General features: G+C 53.3%; 15 protein-coding genes, 1 tRNA gene and 1 pseudogene. 7 read left to right on the forward strand and 10 right to left on the reverse strand.

The annotated features are described in order from the left end of the window. Window positions 1-84: 84 nt before the first annotated feature. Complete coding sequence (gene mgtE, locus ACKI5T_RS13560; protein ID WP_407438087.1) at window positions 85-1,521, forward strand: magnesium transporter; 1,437 nt, start codon at window positions 85-87, stop codon at window positions 1,519-1,521. On the opposite strand, the pseudogene ACKI5T_RS13565 reads toward mgtE, so the two are convergent. After that, window positions 1,484-2,784: pseudogene (locus ACKI5T_RS13565) on the reverse strand (SulP family inorganic anion transporter). The gene mgtE and the pseudogene ACKI5T_RS13565 overlap by 38 nt on opposite strands. A 188-nt stretch (window positions 2,785-2,972) precedes the next feature. Between ACKI5T_RS13565 and mqo the strand changes: the two are divergent. After that, entirely contained in the window at window positions 2,973-4,628 is a 1,656-nt protein-coding gene (mqo, locus tag ACKI5T_RS13570; protein WP_407438186.1) for a malate dehydrogenase (quinone), read from the forward strand. 38 nt (window positions 4,629-4,666) lie between these two features. Here the strand turns inward: mqo and eco are convergent, their stop codons facing one another. Next, window positions 4,667-5,176, reverse strand: a complete 510-nt coding sequence (gene eco / locus ACKI5T_RS13575) for a serine protease inhibitor ecotin (protein WP_407438089.1) — start codon at window positions 5,174-5,176, stop codon at window positions 4,667-4,669. Window positions 5,177-5,383: 207 nt separating this feature from the next. Here eco and ACKI5T_RS13580 point away from each other — a divergent pair, with 207 nt between their 5' ends. Further along, window positions 5,384-5,644, forward strand: coding sequence for a DUF2534 family protein (locus ACKI5T_RS13580; RefSeq protein WP_041689699.1), 261 nt, complete (start codon window positions 5,384-5,386; stop codon window positions 5,642-5,644). Between the two features lie 55 nt (window positions 5,645-5,699). Here ACKI5T_RS13580 and ACKI5T_RS13585 read toward each other — a convergent pair. From ACKI5T_RS13585 to ACKI5T_RS13595, 3 genes are all read right to left on the reverse strand, one after another. Then, window positions 5,700-5,777 (reverse strand) — tRNA-Pro (locus ACKI5T_RS13585). Between the two features lie 74 nt (window positions 5,778-5,851). Continuing rightward, window positions 5,852-7,612, reverse strand: a complete 1,761-nt coding sequence (gene yejM / locus ACKI5T_RS13590) for an LPS biosynthesis-modulating metalloenzyme YejM (RefSeq protein WP_407438091.1) — start codon at window positions 7,610-7,612, stop codon at window positions 5,852-5,854. A gap of 19 nt (window positions 7,613-7,631) precedes the next feature. Beyond that, on the reverse strand, window positions 7,632-7,859 hold the full coding sequence (locus ACKI5T_RS13595) for a YejL family protein (RefSeq protein ID WP_015959781.1): 228 nt from the start codon (window positions 7,857-7,859) through the stop codon (window positions 7,632-7,634). A gap of 141 nt (window positions 7,860-8,000) precedes the next feature. Here ACKI5T_RS13595 and yejK point away from each other — a divergent pair, with 141 nt between their 5' ends. Continuing rightward, entirely contained in the window at window positions 8,001-9,008 is a 1,008-nt protein-coding gene (gene yejK, locus ACKI5T_RS13600; protein ID WP_015959780.1) for a nucleoid-associated protein YejK, read from the forward strand. Between the two features lie 51 nt (window positions 9,009-9,059). Here the strand turns inward: yejK and rplY are convergent, their stop codons facing one another. Both rplY and ACKI5T_RS13610 read right to left on the reverse strand, forming a co-directional pair. After that, window positions 9,060-9,344 (reverse strand): 50S ribosomal protein L25, encoded by a 285-nt coding sequence (gene rplY, locus ACKI5T_RS13605; RefSeq protein WP_015959779.1) that lies wholly within the window; start codon window positions 9,342-9,344, stop codon window positions 9,060-9,062. Window positions 9,345-9,468: 124 nt separating this feature from the next. Then, window positions 9,469-11,229 carry a DEAD/DEAH box helicase gene (locus ACKI5T_RS13610; protein ID WP_407438094.1) on the reverse strand — a complete coding sequence of 587 codons (1,761 nt, stop codon included), beginning with the start codon at window positions 11,227-11,229 and terminating at the stop codon, window positions 9,469-9,471. Between the two features lie 151 nt (window positions 11,230-11,380). Between ACKI5T_RS13610 and rsuA the strand changes: the two genes are divergently transcribed. From rsuA to ACKI5T_RS13625, 3 genes are all read left to right on the forward strand, one after another. Beyond that, window positions 11,381-12,088, forward strand: coding sequence for a 16S rRNA pseudouridine(516) synthase RsuA (gene rsuA / locus ACKI5T_RS13615; protein ID WP_407438096.1), 708 nt, complete (start codon window positions 11,381-11,383; stop codon window positions 12,086-12,088). Window positions 12,089-12,103: 15 nt separating this feature from the next. Further along, window positions 12,104-13,300, forward strand: coding sequence for a Bcr/CflA family multidrug efflux MFS transporter (locus tag ACKI5T_RS13620; protein WP_407438098.1), 1,197 nt, complete (start codon window positions 12,104-12,106; stop codon window positions 13,298-13,300). A 332-nt stretch (window positions 13,301-13,632) separates the two neighbouring features. Further along, a complete protein-coding gene (locus ACKI5T_RS13625) occupies window positions 13,633-13,977 on the forward strand; it encodes a YejG family protein (protein WP_407438099.1) in 345 nt (114 codons plus the stop codon). A gap of 3 nt (window positions 13,978-13,980) precedes the next feature. Here ACKI5T_RS13625 and yejF read toward each other — a convergent pair whose 3' ends face one another. The 3 genes from yejF to ACKI5T_RS13640 are packed head-to-tail and all read right to left on the reverse strand — an operon-like array spanning window position 13,981 to window position 17,691. Beyond that, window positions 13,981-15,570 carry a microcin C ABC transporter ATP-binding protein YejF gene (yejF, locus tag ACKI5T_RS13630; RefSeq protein WP_407438100.1) on the reverse strand — a complete coding sequence of 530 codons (1,590 nt, stop codon included), beginning with the start codon at window positions 15,568-15,570 and terminating at the stop codon, window positions 13,981-13,983. 1 nt (window position 15,571) lies between these two features. Further along, window positions 15,572-16,597, reverse strand: coding sequence for an ABC transporter permease (locus tag ACKI5T_RS13635; RefSeq protein WP_186752536.1), 1,026 nt, complete (start codon window positions 16,595-16,597; stop codon window positions 15,572-15,574). Beyond that, window positions 16,597-17,691: a microcin C ABC transporter permease YejB gene (locus ACKI5T_RS13640; RefSeq protein ID WP_015959772.1), complete on the reverse strand. Its 1,095-nt coding sequence runs from the start codon at window positions 17,689-17,691 to the stop codon at window positions 16,597-16,599. The genes ACKI5T_RS13635 and ACKI5T_RS13640 overlap by 1 nt, the downstream gene beginning before the upstream one ends. Window positions 17,692-17,699 lie beyond the last annotated feature (8 nt).

Consider the following 17,699-nt stretch of genomic DNA (forward strand, 5'->3'; position numbering starts at 1 on the left):
TTTCCCTATTTTTCCTCTGTTTATTATCATTTACATATCCCCGCGCTATTCTTACTGCCAACTCATTTCATGGATTAATGATTGATGTCTGTTATAAACAAAAACAGCGCAAGGCTGCGCGACCAGGAGCGTGCCCGACTCATCTGGCTCCTGACTACGGATAAAGCCGTTACATCGACGCTATTGGGCAAACTCACCCTGGCTGAGCAATATGACGTCGGCACGCTGGCCGACGATATTGCTGAGGTAGGGGCGTTAGTGGCTCACCTGCCACCGCCGGATCTGGCGGATACCCTCGAAGCGCTGCCTTCGGAAGAGCGCCACGCACTATGGCGGCTGGTGCAGGTTCACGAGCGTGGACAAGTCTTATTAGAAGCGTCAGAGAACGTCTGGGACGATCTTATCGATGATATGAGCGACCGCGATATTCTCGAGGCCATGCAAACGCTCGATATCGACGAGCAGATCTATCTGGTACAACACCTGCCGCGTAACCTGACGGGCCGCATGCTGGCTTCGTTGCCGGCGGAAGAGCGCGCGCGTGTGCGCCAGGTGATGAATTACGCGAAAAACAGCGTCGGGGCGATCATGGAGTTCGAGGTGATTATGGTTCGCCCGGACGTCACGCTCGCCACCGTGCAGCGCTTTTTGCGGCGTCGAGGCAAGATGCCGCAGAACACCGACAAACTGTTCGTGACGTCGCGTGATAAAACGCTGCTGGGTGAACTGACGCTGCAAACTATTTTGCTGAACGGCAGCCAGAGACGGGTGAGCGAAGTGATGGAAACGCAGCCGATGATTTTCTCCCCGGAAGATGACGCGGAAAAAGCCGCGCGAACCTTTGAGCGTGACAACCTGATCAGCGCCGCGGTGGTCGATTCGGTGGGAAAATTGATGGGCCGTGTCACCATCGATGAGATCGTTGATGTTGTCTATGAAGAGACTGATAACGACATGCGTGCGATGGGGGGCTTGAGCGCCGAAGAAGATGTCTACGCCCCCGTGAGTAAAGCGGTTAAAACGCGCTGGGCGTGGCTGGCGGTGAACTTATGCACCGCATTTATTGCGTCGCGCGTTATCGACGGGTTTGAACATACCATTTCGCAACTCGTAGCCCTTGCCTCCCTGATGCCCATTGTCGCGGGAATCGGCGGGAATACGGGCAACCAAACTATCACCATGATTGTGCGCGCGCTGGCGCTGCAGCATATTCAGCCGGGGAACTTTAGCTTCCTGATATTCAGAGAGATGGGCGTTGCGCTAATCAACGGCCTGGTCTGGGGCGGGATTATGGGCTGCGTCACCTGGTGGCTCTATGGTGACATGGCACTCGGCGGCGTGATGACGCTGGCAATGGTGCTCAATTTGCTGATGGCCGCCGTGATGGGCGTTATCATTCCTCTGACGATGACCAAACTGGGGCGCGACCCCGCAGTGGGATCGAGCGTCATGATCACCGCCATTACCGATACCGGCGGGTTCTTTATTTTCCTTGGGTTGGCGACGATTTTCCTGATGTAGCGGCGCGCTTAAGTTTTAGCCGGGCGGGAACGATCGCCATAATGACGATCCCGCCCAGCACGCCAATCGCCAGATTGCCGGTATAAACAGTGGCAGCCACGGTCACGAGCATCACCAGCGTTTCCGCAATCGGTGCGCCTTTCACCGTTGTGGGTTGAAGGCTGTGCCAGTTAAACGTCTTAAAGGCGACGACCGCCATAATCCCGGCCAGCACGGCCATCGGGATTTTCGCCATAACGTCACTCAGGGCGGTCACCAGAACGAGCAGCACCAGCCCAGCGGCCATTGTCGAAACACGGCTGCGGCCTTTGCCCATCTCGACGTTGACGATGGTTTGTCCAATCATCGCGCATCCGGCGATCCCTCCGTAACATCCCGACATGATGTTCGCCACGCCAAGGCCAATACTTTCCCGACGCTTGCTCGAAGGCGTTGCGGTCAGCTCATCCACCAGCTTTGCCGTCAACAACGACTCCATCAAACCAACGAACGCGATACTCAATGCGCATGGCCAGATGATGTTCAGCGTTTGCAGATTTAATGGCACCAGTAATTGCGTAAAACCCGGTAAGCCGCTGCTCATGGAGCCTTCGTCGCCCACGGTCGGCAGAATTTGCCCACTGAACACGGTGAAAAGCGTCAGGAGGACAATCGCAATCAGCGGCGACGGAACGCTTTTAATAAAGCGCGGTACCCACAGAACGATCAGGAGCGTCAGCACAAACAGGCCGACAATCAGCGGGCTTTTGGTCCAGAAATGGGGAACCTGCGCAAAGAAAATCAGCACGCCGAGGGCATTCACAAACCCGGTCATCACGGGCTGCGGAATAAAACGCATCAGGCGCGCCATACCCAGCACGCCAAACAGAATTTGAATGATTCCGGCCAGGATCACGGCAGGCAAAATGTACTGAACGCCATGCTGAGCCACCATCGGGCCGATGACTAACGCAACGGAACCGGCAGCGGCGGTGACCATCGCTGGACGACCGCCCATCACGGACATTGCCAGACACAGCACCACCGACGCAATCAGACTGACTTTCGGGTCAACGCCCGCGACTACCGAAAAAGAGATCACTTCGGGGATCAGGGCCAGCGCCGTAATGACGCCCGCTAAGGTTTCACGCATGAACAGTTTTGGCGAACGCAAAACGCTCGCGACGCGGCCATCATCAGGCGTCAGGGCCGTGGATTGTGGTATTGACATAAAATTCGCAGGTTAGGGCAGGCTTCCGTGCGCGCGATCACAAAGTGCAGCATAGTAGCCAGAAAAAGCACGCTTTGCCAGTCGACTAAACAATACCCTTATAAACATTCCATCATTAAATTTCACAATTACAATAATTTCGTAACCTTTAAACGCGAGTTGATAATTGATACCGTTGCCCCGCAGCTTATTTGACCTGCAATTCCACGTACAAACCAAGACAACAAGTAAGGCATAAATGATGAAAAAAATGACTGCCATGCTCTTTTCTATGGCGGTGGGGCTGAACGCTGTCTCTATGACCGCGATGGCCGATGCGCCGAAAGAGCAAGAAACGGATGTCCTTTTAATTGGCGGCGGCATCATGAGCGCCACTCTGGGAACGTATCTGCAAGAATTACAGCCGGACTGGTCGATGACCATGGTTGAACGCCTCGATGGCGTGGCAAAAGAAAGTTCGAACGGCTGGAATAACGCCGGTACGGGCCACTCGGCACTCATGGAACTGAACTATACACCGCAGAAAAAGGACGGTTCCATTAGTATCGAGAAGGCCGTTGAGATCAACGAAGCATTCCAGGTTTCGCGCCAGTTCTGGTCACATCAGGTCAACAGCGGCGTAATGCACGACCCGCACTCATTTATTAACACCGTGCCGCACATGAGCTTTGTGTGGGGCGATCAAAACGTGAACTTCCTGCGCGCACGCTACACCGCTTTGCAACAGAGCAGCCTGTTCCGCGGCATGAAGTTCTCTGAAGATCATGCTCAAATCAAAGAGTGGGCACCGCTGGTCATGGAAGGGCGCGACCCAAACCAGAAGGTGGCGGCGACACGTACTGAAATCGGCACCGACGTTAACTACGGCGAAATCACGCGTCAGCTGGTTGCCTCTTTGCAGAAAAAAGATGACTTCCATTTGCAGCTCAGCACCGAAGTCCGCGGCTTTAAGCGTAACGCGGATAACAGCTGGAGCGTGACGGTTGCCGATCTGAAAAACAACGAAGCAGAACACGTCATCAAGGCGAAATTTGTCTTTATCGGCGCGGGTGGCGCAGCGTTAAAACTGTTGCAGGAAACCGGTATTCCGGAAGCTGACGACTATGCGGGCTTCCCGGTGGGCGGACAATTCCTGGTATCCGAGAATCCGGAAGTGGTGAATCGTCACCTGGCGAAAGTGTACGGCCAGGCTTCTGTCGGTGCGCCACCAATGTCCGTACCGCATATCGATACCCGTATGCTGGACGGTAAGCGCGTGGTGCTGTTTGGGCCGTTCGCCACCTTCTCCACCAAATTCCTGAAAAACGGTTCGCTGTGGGATCTGCTCAGCTCTACCACCACGTCTAACTTTATGCCGATGGTTGATGTGGGCATGGATAACTTCGATCTGGTGAAGTATCTGATGAGCCAGGTGATGCTGTCCGATGACGATCGTTTTGCGGCGTTGCAAGAATATTATCCGCAGGCGAAAAAAGAAGACTGGCGTTTATGGCAGGCTGGCCAGCGCGTGCAAATCATCAAACGTGATCCGAAAGAAGGCGGCGTATTGCGTCTGGGCACGGAAGTGGTGAGCGATAAAGAGGGCACGATTGCTGCGCTGCTGGGGGCTTCTCCTGGTGCATCAACAGCCGCGCCTATCATGCTGCACCTGATGGAAAAAGTGTTTAAAGATAAAGTTGCCAGCCCGGAATGGCAGGTGAAACTGAAAACCATTATTCCGTCTTACGGCACCAAGCTGAACGGTAACGTGGCAGCGACGGAACAGGAGCTGGAATTCACCAGCCGCGTTCTGCAGCTCAAGTATGAAAAACCGCAAACGGCTGTTGCTGCGCCACAAGCGCAACCGCAGTTAAAACCTCAGCCGGACTCTAAACCGGTCGCGGATATCGCACTCTGAGAATAAAAAAAGCCGGGTATCATTACCCGGCTTTATTTTTAACGCACAACCGCGTTTTCGATCTTCTCTTCCGCTTTCCAGATACGATATTTCACGTCAATATTCTCAGGCGTATACACCACGATCGGCAGCTTGCTGTTATAGCGCAGCAGACTGTTATCGCCCAGATACGCCGTCACGAACTTCTGCGTTTTCGTCTTTTCCGGACAGGCCATCATGGTCGATACCGGCGAGGTGACGTTATCGAAGACGTAATAGTCATAGCCCCAGCCTTCCAGCGTTTTGCTTTCCAGTTTGCCGCCAAGACGATGCAGGTTGCAGTCCACTTCCAGATTCTGCCCAATCAGTAATTCAACCTTGTAACCTGACTCATCTTGCTGAGCAGGGAGCTGGATAACCTGGCGCTTCATCCCTTTATCGGCCTGTGGCCACGGGGCGATTTTTTCCAGCGGCGCATTTTTTGGCGTCTCACTGGCGAAAGCGCTGGTGTTCATGCAGGCAGCGGCGAGAAGGGCAATAGCAAATATAGGTGCGTTTTTCACAGTCATTCCTTGTATGTCAAACGATCGGTGCAAGGCTAGCATAGCTAATTGTGAAGGTTGATATTATTTACTCATATTTTCATATTTAGCAGAGTATGTGACTGGCGATTTTGCTCTTGTGTGGATGTAAATGCTGATATGGAATGAAAGGGGTGAACGTGTTAGGGTGAGCAGCAAATATTGTTATTCATCTGTGAAGGGGCAAGAGACATGATGGTACGCGCTAAGCTTAATACGCCTGAAGGCCGAAAGTTTTTAGTGGCACTTTTCGTTGTGTTTATGATTGCCGCGACGTGCGTTGGCCGGGCCACGATTGTCGGGGTGATCGAGCAGTACAACATTCCGCTTTCGCACTGGACGACCAGCATGTTTGTGCTGCAATCGGCGATGATCTTTGTCTACAGCCTGGTCTTTACGGTTCTCCTCGCCATCCCGTTGGGAATATTTTTCCTCGGTGGCAGTGAAAAGAAGTAACCGACTAGACATAAAAAACCAACCCTGAGCGGTTGGTTTTTTTATGAAGAAATTTTGGTCGGGCACGGAGAGATTTGAACTCTCGACCCTCGCCACCCCATGACGATGCGCTACCAGGCTGCGCTACGTGCCGTTTCCGTAGAAAATCATACTAACCATTTGCAGAATGAATGCAAGTCCGTGTCACGCTAACTGACTCATTTTTAATCAGTTAGCGATGAACCGTTTCTCGTCCGTCAGCACCTGAAGCAGCAGACTCAACTGCGGTTTCTGGTCATGTATTTTCTCACCCTGCAGGTTATACGTCTGGTAATTACCATTGCTGCCAAGCACCAATGTCAGCACTGGCGTCGTGACTGCCAGAGTATTTCCGCTGGCTGCCGTCACCCAGTTGTGACGTCGCGTGGCGCTGAAAATATCCTGACCCTGTGAGTATTCATTCGCCGGTGTGCTGACGTGCAGCAACCGCTGCATCAACGTCGTCATGACGTCTTTGTGATCGGTCAACATGCTGATGCGTTGTGCAGGCGTGCCCGGCCAGTGAACAACCAGCGGGACGTGCAGGTTAGGGCGCGACCATTCCATTTCTTTTGTCTCATCACCCAGCGGCACACCGTGGCCTGCGGTAATGATCACCACGGTATTATCCAGTTTGCCGGATTCACGGAGTGCGTTAATGACGCGCGCGATCTGCGCGTCAACATCGCCAGCCGCACGGCTGTATCGACGGGCAAAGCCTTTCTGATTGCTGTCATCCAGCGTCGTGCCGTTAAACGCTACCCAGGAGAACCAGCGGTTATCTTCCTGCGCATAGCGATTCAGCCAGTTCACCCACTGATCCGCCGTTTTATCGTCGGACTGACTCTGCGCAGCAGGCAGCGAGAAGTCGGACAACAACGCCTGTCGGTAAAGCGGGCTGCTGAACCCGTCCGATGAGAACAGCCCCAGTTGATAACCTTGCTGATTAAGCGAGGTTATCAGTGCCGCAGGCGTACGAGAAGACAACACGCCATCCATATAACCCGCAGAAATGCCATAGAACAGACCGAAAATGCCTGCATCGGTGCTATTCCCGGAGCTCATATGCTGCGTGAAGTTAATGTTTTGCTCGGCGAATTCTGCCAGCGCAGGCATCTGTTTCTCATAGCGAGAATAATTCAGACCGTCGACGGTGATGAGCAAGACGTTTTGGCCTTGTCCCATATCGCGATAGCGTAAGTCGCTCAGCGGATACTGTACCGACACGGCCTCTGGATTGCCTTGCTCGACCAGGCGACGCTGATATTCCTGCGCATCAAGCAGCCCGTGTTTTTCCAGGAAGCGACGCGCTGTCATCGGGTAGGAAAGCGGCAAGTTGGCGCGCTGCATGGTGATTGGGCGGTAGAAATTAGCATCAGCCCAAATGTACATGACATGTGAGCTGATAAACGCCACGAAAAATAGCGCGGCGACAGGTTTGGCGTAGTGACGACGACGCGTCAGGCTACGGAGTTTTTGCCAGCTCCAGGTGGCAAACAGCATCTCAATCAGCAGAATAATGGGCACGCTGATAAACATCAGCTGCCAGTCACGTGCGGTTTCGTTCTGGTCGGGGTTAATCACCAGTTCCCAGACGATGGGATTGAGATGCAGGTGGAAACGTGTGAAGACTTCGCTGTCAATAAGCAGCAGCGTCATGCCCGCAGTGGCAAGGATGGCGGATAAAAACCGCATCAGCCGCTGCGACATGACGATAAACGTCAGGGGGAAAAGAATCAGCAGGTACGTGGCGAAGACTAAAAAGCTAAAATGCCCCACCAGGCTTATCCAGGAGTAAATACGCCCGGTTAGCGTCGTCGGCCAGTCGGCCACGAACAGATAACGGCTGCCCAGCACCATGCCCAACAAAATGTTGAACAAGGCAAACCAGTGCCCCCAGCTAACCATCTGGGAGACTTTTTCGCGGTAGCGCTGACGATTCGTCACCATAAACTGTTGTTCGTTTCCCTTAATGCGCCTGATCGTTACTCACCGAGGACTGCAATGCCTGGGCGAATGATTTTGCGATCGCCTGACGTTGAGCCGGAGCAACGCTGGTATTGATAAGGTTGGTGACCATATTTCCCAAAACCATCAGAGAAAGATCGGTCGGCGTTTTGTTTTTTTCAAGTACGTTGGCCAGCTCACTGAGCAGTTGTTCAACGTGTTCATCACTATAGCGGGAATGTTGTGGCATAAATCGAAATCAGTTCGTTGATGAAAGGGCAACATATTACCGTAGCAACAGCTTTTTTTCCCCTTTTTTATCTTCTGTTCTTCTGTTGCACAGATTCGTAGGGGGTGGTTGAATACCGTCCGTCTAAAAGGAGAGTTTATCATGAGTCTGGATATCAACCAGATTGCGTTGCACCAGCTTATCAAGCGTGATGAGCAAACCCTTGAGCTGGTGCTGCGCGATTCGTTACTGGAACCAACGTCAACCGTTACGGAAATGATGGCGGAATTACACCGCGTTTACAGTGCCAAAAACAAAGCCTATGGCATGTTCAACGAAGAGAGTGAGCTGGCACAAAGCTTGCGCTTGCAGCGACAGGGTGAAGAGGATTTCCTGGCGTTTAGCCGGGCGGCGACAGGGCGTCTGCGCGACGAACTGGCGAAATATCCCTTTGCGGATGGCGGTATCGTGCTGTTCTGCCAGTATCGCTATCTGGCGGTGGAATATTTGCTGGTCACCGTGCTGAACAATCTGAGCAGTATGCGTGTGAATGAGCAGCTCGACATCAGCTCCACGCACTATCTGGATATCAACCATGCCGATATCGTAGCGCGCATTGATTTGACCGAATGGGAAACCAACCCGGAATCTACTCGCTATCTGACGTTCCTGAAAGGGCGTGTCGGGCGCAAAGTGTCGGACTTCTTTATGGACTTCCTCGGTGCCAGCGAAGGCCTGAACGCGAAAGCGCAAAATAAAGGGTTGTTGCAGGCGCTGGATGATTTCACCGCAGAGGCGCAACTTGATAAATCTGAGCGCCAGAACGTGCGTCAGCAGGTTTACAGCTATTGCAGCGAGCAGTTGCAGGCTGGCGAAGAGATTGAGCTTGAATCACTGTCAAAAGAGTTAGCGGGCGTCAGCGAAGTCAGCTTCCAGGAATTTACGGCTGATAAAGGCTATGAGCTGGAAGAGAGTTTCCCGGCGGATCGCAGTACGCTGCGCCAGTTAACCAAATTTGCTGGGAGCGGCGGTGGGTTAACCGTCAATTTTGACGCCATGCTGCTGGGTGAACGCATCTTCTGGGATCCGGCAACCGACACGCTGACCATCAAAGGGACGCCACCAAACCTGCGCGATCAGCTGCAGCGCCGTACGTCAGGCGGTAAATAGCAGCCATAAAAAAACCCCGCGCTGCGGGGTTTTTTCTCAACTTGTTGGCGATTAAGCGCGAACGAAGTCGACGTGAGACAGTTTTGGCTTGAACGGGTGACGCTGAACAGCCTGAACTTTCACTTTTTCTTCTTTACCATCGATAACGATAGTCAGAACTTCAGTGTAGAACCCTTCTTTAGTCTGCTGGTTCCAGACTTTATCCTGATCCATTTCGATAGCAACTGGAGCAGCTTCGCCACCATAAATGATAGCCGGGAACTTGTTAGCTGCGCGCAGGCGGCGGCTCGCACCCTTACCCTGCACTGCACGTACTTCTGCATTGATAGTGAACATTGATTTCTCTCTGTAAATAAGTCCTGCTACAGGCGACCCAGCAGCAGGTAAGTGTTCTGCCTCACGGATGTGAAGCGGGCGGCATTTTATACTCAAACACACTTTACATCAATCAAAAGTCCCTTTATCCCCGCAATTCATTGGCCCGGCGGAAACGCCCTTCGTAGTCGAACACCTTCTCACGCACCTGCCAGAACTGACCTTTTTTACGCGCAACAACAAAATCAGGGTGACGCAAAAACGCCTGCTGGTGGACGATATCCGCGACGGTGATCCAGCGCAACGGCACGCCAGGCGTTCGGGTATGCGGGCGGATAAACAGCTGTTCAAACGCGGTGCGCTGAGCGGGCGTGTGCAGCCGGAAGCGTTCGCTGACGTCCGCGCCGTCCTCGTCGTAATAGGTGATTTTCAGCCACTCGCCTTTGTCATCCGCGCCGGGTTGCAGCGCCATTCCGGAACAGCGCAACACCAGCGCATCTTTGAGCTTCAGCGCCGCTTTCAGCATGTCATCGGGATCGACCAAAACGGTGTCACATTCACGGCAGCGTCGCGCGGCGATATCATTTTCAGCGTTGCACTGCGGGCAGTTTTTAAAGCGGAAGCGGAAATCGCACTGTTCGCGATGGCCTTCGTCGTCCTCAAACCAGCCCTGGCAGCGGCGACCAAAATGCTCAACGAGCGTGCCTTCGGCGGTCATTTTCCCCCAAAAAGTGTTGGCAAAACCGCAGGCCGGGCAAAAAACTTGTACCGGAACGTTGCCGCTTTTGCCTTTTGGCGTCCCCACTTCCGGCGAATACAGGTCGTGCGGATTACCGGCGTAATCGAGAATCAGGCAGTCGGTTTTGCCGGGTGCCAGCCGTAACCCGCGCCCGACGATTTGCTGATACAAGCTGACGGATTCGGTGGGGCGCAAAATCGCAATCAAATCGACGTGCGGCGCGTCAAATCCGGTTGTCAATACCGAGACGTTCACCAGAAAGCGGAACTGCTGCGCTTTAAAGGCTTCGATGAGCGTATCGCGCTCCTGGCCGGGCGTTTCACCGGTAATTAATGCGGCGTCATTTTTCGGCAGCAAGCCGGTGATTTCGCGGGCATGTTCCACGGTGGCGGCGAAAATCATCACCCCTTTGCGCGTCTGAGCAAACTCTTCAATCTGGCTGATGATATGCGGTGTAATACGCTGCTGCTTTTTCAGCTCCAGATTCATGTCCGCTTCGCTAAACAACCCATTGCTCTGTGCCTGTAAGCGGCTGAAATCATACTGTACCACGGGCATGTCCAGGCGTTCAGGTGGCGTCAAATAACCATGCTTGATCATGTAGCGAAGTGGCAGTTCATAGATGCAATCGCGAAACAACGCTTTCTCATCGCCGCGAACCATACCGTGATAATGAAACTGATAAATCCAGCCTTTACCCAGACGAAACGGGGTGGCGGTCAACCCCAGCAAACGCACCTGCGGATTGACCTCTTTAAGGTGAGTGAGAATCTGCTGATACTGACTGTCGTTGTCATCGCTGATGCGATGGCACTCATCAATAATCAGCAGCGAGAACTCACTGCGGAACAGCTCAAGATTTCGCGCCACCGACTGTACGCTGCCAAAAACCACCTTGCCATGGCTCTCTTTACGCTTGAGTCCGGCGGCGAAAATATCGGCCTCCAGACCAAATGCCCGATATTTAGCGTGATTCTGCGCGACCAGCTCTTTGACGTGCGCCAGCACCAGCACGCGGCCACGCGCCAGTCGCGCCAGCTCAGCGATGACCAGGCTTTTTCCTGCGCCGGTGGGCAGCACAATCGCAGCAGGCTCTTTGTGTTTGCGAAACCAGGCAAGCGTCGCGTCAACGGCTTCTTGCTGATAGGGGCGAAGTGTAAAAGTCATAGGTTCTCGTTTTTGTTCTCTCGCATAGAGTATGCCACGAAACTTTTTCCCTTGAGTGGCGCAGATAGGCCGCTATACTGGACAGTTCTTGACTGCTTCTTTTTCGGACATGTTGTCCGACTTCCTGCACCTTTAAGGCTAATTAGATTTCATGCGACTTGATAAATTTATCGCTCAGCAACTCAGCGTCAGCCGCGCTATTGCCGGACGTGAAATTCGCGCCAGCCGCGTTACCGTGGACGGCGATATTGTGAGAGACAGCGCGTTCAAACTCCTCCCGGAACATGATGTGGAGTTCGACGGTAACACGCTGACCCAGCAAATTGGCTCACGCTATTTTATGCTCAATAAGCCGCAAGGCTACGTTTGTTCGACGGACGACCCTGATCACCCGACCGTACTCTATTTCCTTGAAGAACCGGTCGCGCATAAACTGCATGCGGCGGGGCGTCTGGATATTGATACGACCGGTCTGGTGCTGATGACCGATGATGGTCAATGGTCGCACCGAATCACGTCTCCGCGCCACCACTGTGAAAAAACCTATCTGGTGATGCTGGAGTCGCCGGTTGCGGATGACACGGCTGAACAATTCACCAAAGGCGTTCAGCTGCATAATGAAAAAGATCTCACTAAACCCGCAGTGCTTGAGGTCATTACGCCTACCGAAGTGCGTTTGACCATCATTGAAGGCCGCTACCATCAGGTGAAGAGAATGTTCGCCGCTGTGGGCAACCGTGTGGTTGGCCTGCATCGCGAACGTATTGGTGAGATTGCCCTCGATCCGGATCTTGAACCCGGTGAATATCGCCCGTTAACGGAAGAAGAAATTGCCAGCGTTGGCATGCCGCCACGCTAATTTCAGGAGCACACTGTGACCACCAGGCCACACTCATCAATCAGCATCGTCTTTATCCTTGGCCTTCTGGCCATGCTGATGCCGCTGTCAATCGACATGTACTTGCCTGCGTTGCCGGTGATTTCCGCGCAGTTCGGCGTGCCAGCAGGCAGCGCGCAAATGACACTCAGCACCTATATTCTCGGCTTTGCCGTCGGACAATTGCTGTACGGCCCAATGGCGGACAGCATCGGGCGCAAGCCGGTGATTCTGGGGGGAACGCTGGTGTTTGCCGCAGCGGCGGTGGCCTGCGCGCTGGCGCAAACAATTGAACAGCTGATCATGATGCGTTTCTTACATGGTCTGGCGGCCGCGGCGGCGAGCGTGGTGATTAACGCCCTGATGCGCGATATCTACCCGAAAGAAGAGTTCTCGCGGATGATGTCGTTCGTCATGCTGGTCACCACCATTGCGCCATTGCTGGCACCCATGATTGGTGGGGCAGTGCTGGTATGGTTAAGCTGGCATGCCATTTTCTGGATCCTGGCGATTGCTGCGCTGCTGGCGTCGGCGATGATCTTCTTCTTCATCGATGAAACCTTGCCCGTAGAACGGCGGCAGAAATTTCATATTCGCACCACCATCGGCAACTTTGCCGCGTTGTTCCGCCATAAACGCGTGTTGAGCTATATGTTGGCGAGCGGCTTTAGCTTTGCAGGGATGTTCTCATTCCTGAGCGCCGGGCCCTTCGTTTACATCGAGATCAACCACGTTTCGCCGCAGCACTTCGGTTATTACTTTGCGCTAAACATCGTGTTCCTGTTCGTTATGACCATCATCAATAGCCGCTTTGTCCGTCGTGCCGGAGCGCTGAATATGTTCCGTGCGGGCCTGAGGATCCAGTTTGTGATGGCAATTTGGATGGTGTTTACCGCCTTCTTTGATGTCGGTTTCTGGGCGCTGGTGGTGGGCGTGGCAGCGTTTGTAGGATGCGTGTCGATGGTTTCATCGAACGCGATGGCGGTTATTCTCGACGAGTTTCCGCACATGGCAGGAACCGCATCATCGCTGGCTGGGACATTCCGCTTTGGGATTGGCGCGATTGTCGGCGCGCTGCTTTCAATGGCGACGTTTAACACCGCCTGGCCGATGATTTGGTCTATCGCGTTTTGCGCGACCTGTTCGATTCTCTTCTATCTCTACGCCAGTCGGCCGAGAAAATCAGCGCATTGATAAATTTAAAGGGACCAAAACGGTCCCTTTTTTGATGCGCGTCAACCAAACAGACGTTTGTTTACCCTGTGATTGTTTCTTTTATGTAAAATCTATTTGTGTAAAAAGTCACATCGTTGTAGTTAAAAAGGTTGAGTTAGATCGCAGAAACGGGTACATATAGCGCCGAAGCGAGCCTGTAACTTACAAAATAACGCCCTGAAAAATGAGATACCAAAGCCCGTAACATAAGGCTGTAAGCGGTTTCTCATCAAAAAAAAGGCAGGTCAGCGACGATGTGTTACTATAAATGTAAATAAATTGTGAAGGCTTTTTGCTTCCGGGGAAAGAACGTGAATACATTACAGCTCTCCATAGTCCATCGCTTGCCACAGAGCTATCGCTGGTTGGCGGGTTTTGCAGGTTCGAAGGTTGAACCGATTCCGCAAAGTGGAAACGACTGCGATAATTGCCTCGTGGCGCTGAAATTACTTAGCTCCGACGATGAAAATGCGTGGCCGGTCATGGAGCGCCTGAGTCAGGCCTTGACGGATATCGAAGTGGTCAGCTCTATCGTGGAATGCGAAGGTGAACCCTGCCTGTTTGTTAACAGCCACGATGAATTTGCCGCCACCTGCCGCCTGAAGAATTTTGGCGTCGCGATCGCTGAACCGTTTTCCCGCCAACAACCTTTCTAAGCCTTAACGCAAGGCTAACAACTGGCGTGTGTATTCATGCGTCGGTGCGGAAAACACGCGCTGGCAGTCACCTTGTTCGACCACTTCTCCTTGACGCAGCACAATCACCTGATGGCACAGCGCGCGCACAACCTGCAAATCGTGGCTGATAAAGATATACGCCAGCTGATGCTTTTCCTGCAGTGCCTTCAGTAACGCCAGAATTTGTGCCTGCACGGTTTTATCGAGCGATGACGTGGGTTCATCGAGGATAATCAATTCCGGTTTCAGGATCAGCGCCCGTGAGATAGCGATACGCTGGCGTTGCCCCCCCGAAAACGAAGCCGGATAACGAAAGCGAGTTTCCGGATCCAGCCCAACTTCTTCCATCACGCGAATCACCTCTTTTTCACGCTGTCGGGCGCTCAGCTCTGGCCGATGCACGCGCAGACCTTCCTCAATAATTTGCAATACGTTGAGTCGGGGGTTAAGTGAGGAATTGGGATCCTGAAAAACCACCTGCATCCGATGACGCACGGGCAACATCTGTCGCCGGTTCAAACTGTGCAGCGGTTTTCCATCAAACAAAATGGCCCCTTGTGAAGCAATTAACCTCAGCAGCGCCAGCCCGGTGGTGCTTTTTCCCGATCCCGATTCGCCGACCAACCCGAGCGTTTCGCCTGGCTGCAGTGAAAAGCTGACGTTCTTCAGCACATGATTTTGATCGACAACACGGCGGAAAATCCCCTTGCGAACAGGGAACGAGACGCTAAGCCCCTCAACGTTCAATAACGGCGTGCTGTGAGCAGGGAGTGGCACCGGATCGCCCGACGGCTCGCTGTTAAGCAGACGTTGCGTGTAAGAGTGTTGTGGCGCGTGGAAGAGCGCTGTGGCTGTATTTTGTTCAACGCAGCGACCTTTTTGCATGACTGCCACATTATCGGCGAGTTTTTTCACAATGCTGAGATTATGGGTGATAAACAACAGGCTCATGTTCAGCTCTTCACGCAACTCTCGCAGTAACTGCAAAATTTGCGCCTGTACCGTGACATCGAGTGCAGTCGTCGGCTCATCGGCGATCAGCAGTTCTGGACGGGTCAGCAGAGCCATGGCGATCATCACACGCTGGCGCTCGCCGCCTGAAAGCTGATGCGGGAAATCCGTCAGGCGCTTAGCGGCGTTGCGAATACCTGTGCGCTCAAGGCAGTCCAGAATTTCCCCTCTGGCGGCTTCTTTACGCATGCCGCGATGCAGCGACAGCACTTCGTAGAGCTGTTTTTCCAGCGTGTGCAGCGGATTCAGCGAGACCATCGGTTCCTGAAAGATCATCGCAATTTTATTGCCGCGGATGCCACGTAACGTTTGCTCGTCTGCATGCAGCAGCGACTGGCCGTGGAACAGAATATCGCCCTGCGGATAGACAACGGGAGGGGAGGGCAACAGGCGCAGCACAGACAACGCTGACACGCTTTTTCCCGAGCCGGATTCGCCCACAAGCGCCAGCGTCTCTCCGGCTTGAATCTGCAGCGACAGGTCGCTCACTACCTCGCGAGTTTCACCTTGATGAGTAAACGCGATAGAAAGATTGTCGATACTGAGAAGAGGTTGCGTCATCTTATATCGCCTTATTGGGATCGAAGGCATCGCGGACCGCTTCGCCAATAAAAATCAGTAACGAGAGCAACACAGCAACGGAAAGGAATGCCGTAATACCCAGCCAGGGAGCCTGAAGGTTATTTTTGCCCTGCAACAGTAATTCGCCCAGTGATGGTGAGCCAAGCGGCAGCCCGAAGCCCAGAAAATCCAGCGAGGTGAGCGTGGTGATCGAACTGCACAAAATAAACGGCAGGAACGTCAGCGTCGCGACCACAGCGTTGGGCAACATATGACGAAAAATAATGCTGCGATCGCTGACGCCGAGCGCCTGAGCGGCACGAATATAATCAAAATTCCGTGTGCGTAAAAATTCAGCGCGCACGACACCGACCAGTGCCATCCAGCCAAAAATAACCGTGATACCCAGCAGCCACCAGAAATTGGGCTGAACCACGCTTGAGAGCAGAATAATCAAAAATAATGTTGGCATTCCGGACCACACTTCGATAAAGCGTTGGCCCCACAAATCAATTTTCCCGCCGTAATAGCCCTGAATCGCACCGGCTACGACGCCCATCACGCTGGAGAATAGCGTGAGCATCAGCCCGAACAAAATGGAGATCCGCGTGCCGTAGAGAATACGTGCCAGCACATCGCCACCGTTCGCATCCGTTCCGAGCCAGTTTTGAGCTGAAGGTGCGGAAGGGAAAGGGGTTGTTGTCGCAAAATTAATGCTGTTCGCGCCAAAGCGGACGGGTGCCCACAGCGCCCAGCCATGACTGTCTATCTGGTCACGAAGCCAGGGATCCTGGTAATCCGCGGGGGTCGCGAACGGACCGCCGAAATCGCTTTCGCTGTAGTTGTTCAACACTGGCGTATACCAGCGGTCATTAAAATGGACCAGCAGCGGTTTATCGTTGGCAATCAGCTCAGAGCACAGGCTCAGCACAAACAGCACGGCAAAAATCCACAGCGACCAATATCCACGACGATTGTGGCGAAAACGTGCCCAGCGGGCCTGGTTGACGGGGCTTAAATGCGGCATCAGCGGCCCTCAAAATCAATACGGGGATCGACCAGCGTATAGCTGATATCGCTGATGATATTCAACAGCAGACCGATCAGGGTGAAAATATAGAGTGTGCCAAACATCACCGGATAATCGCGTGACACGGTGGCTTCGTAGCCGAGCAGGCCCAGCCCGTTCAGGGAGAACATCACCTCAATCAGCAGCGAACCGGTGAAAAACATACTGATAAACGTGGCGGGAAAACCGGCAATCACCAGCAGCATGGCGTTTCGGAAAACGTGTTTCCACATGATCTGTTTTTCGCTGACGCCTTTTGCGCGCGCGGTGACCACGTATTGTTTGCGGATCTCATCGAGGAAAGCATTTTTAGTCAGCATCGTCAGGGCCGCAAATCCGCCAATCACCGTCGCCAGTACCGGTAGGGTAATGTGCCAGAGGTAATCGGTGATTTTTTGATACCACGGAAGCGAACTGAAATCTGCGGACACCAGCCCGCGCAGCGGGAAGATATCGAAATAGCTGCCGCCTGCAAAGAAAACAATCAACAGCACAGCGAACAGAAACGCGGGAATCGCGTAGCCAATAATAATGAACGTACTGCTCCAGATATCGAAACGACTGCCGTTGTACACCGCTTTGCGTATCCCGAGCGGGATCGACACCAGATAAATGATGAGCGTGCCCCACAAGCCGAGCGTTATAGAAACCGGCAGGCTGTCTTTGATGAGCTGTAAAACCGAGGCGCTGCGGAAGAGACTGTTACCGAAATCAAATCGGACGTAATCCCACAGCATTTTGAAATAACGCTCATGAAGGGGTTTATCAAAGCCGTAGCGTTGGGTGATCTCGGCGATCACTTCGGGGTCCAGACCACGCCCACCACGATAGCTGCTGTCGCTGATATTCCCGGTACCGGTTTGAGCGTGACTGGCGCGCAGACCCTCGCTGCCGCCTCCCGGCAAGCCATTGCTATGGCCAAACTCAACGGCGGCAATAGCCTGATCAACCGGCCCTCCCGGCGCAATTTGCACAATGAAAAAGTTGATGGTGATAATCGCCCACAGGGTAGGGATAATCAGCAATAAGCGTCGAATCAGATAAGCGCCCATCGTTATTC

The sequence above is a fragment of the Lelliottia sp. genome (genome assembly GCF_045627565.1).
Classification (GTDB): Bacteria; Pseudomonadota; Gammaproteobacteria; order Enterobacterales; family Enterobacteriaceae; genus Enterobacter.

Bases quoted from the DNA above. Each gene is read 5' to 3' on its own strand.
- mgtE (WP_407438087.1), top strand. From the start codon at position 85: ATGTCTGTTATAAACAAAAACAGCGCAAGGCTGCGCGACCAGGAGCGT.
- mqo (WP_407438186.1), top strand. From the start codon at position 2,973: ATGAAAAAAATGACTGCCATGCTCTTTTCTATGGCGGTGGGGCTGAAC.
- eco (WP_407438089.1), bottom strand. From the start codon at position 5,176: ATGACTGTGAAAAACGCACCTATATTTGCTATTGCCCTTCTCGCCGCT.
- ACKI5T_RS13580 (WP_041689699.1), top strand. From the start codon at position 5,384: ATGGTACGCGCTAAGCTTAATACGCCTGAAGGCCGAAAGTTTTTAGTG.
- yejM (WP_407438091.1), bottom strand. From the start codon at position 7,612: ATGGTGACGAATCGTCAGCGCTACCGCGAAAAAGTCTCCCAGATGGTT.
- ACKI5T_RS13595 (WP_015959781.1), bottom strand. From the start codon at position 7,859: ATGCCACAACATTCCCGCTATAGTGATGAACACGTTGAACAACTGCTC.
- yejK (WP_015959780.1), top strand. From the start codon at position 8,001: ATGAGTCTGGATATCAACCAGATTGCGTTGCACCAGCTTATCAAGCGT.
- rplY (WP_015959779.1), bottom strand. From the start codon at position 9,344: ATGTTCACTATCAATGCAGAAGTACGTGCAGTGCAGGGTAAGGGTGCG.
- ACKI5T_RS13610 (WP_407438094.1), bottom strand. From the start codon at position 11,229: ATGACTTTTACACTTCGCCCCTATCAGCAAGAAGCCGTTGACGCGACG.
- rsuA (WP_407438096.1), top strand. From the start codon at position 11,381: ATGCGACTTGATAAATTTATCGCTCAGCAACTCAGCGTCAGCCGCGCT.
- yejF (WP_407438100.1), bottom strand. From the start codon at position 15,570: ATGACGCAACCTCTTCTCAGTATCGACAATCTTTCTATCGCGTTTACT.
- ACKI5T_RS13635 (WP_186752536.1), bottom strand. From the start codon at position 16,597: ATGCCGCATTTAAGCCCCGTCAACCAGGCCCGCTGGGCACGTTTTCGC.
- ACKI5T_RS13640 (WP_015959772.1), bottom strand. From the start codon at position 17,691: ATGGGCGCTTATCTGATTCGACGCTTATTGCTGATTATCCCTACCCTG.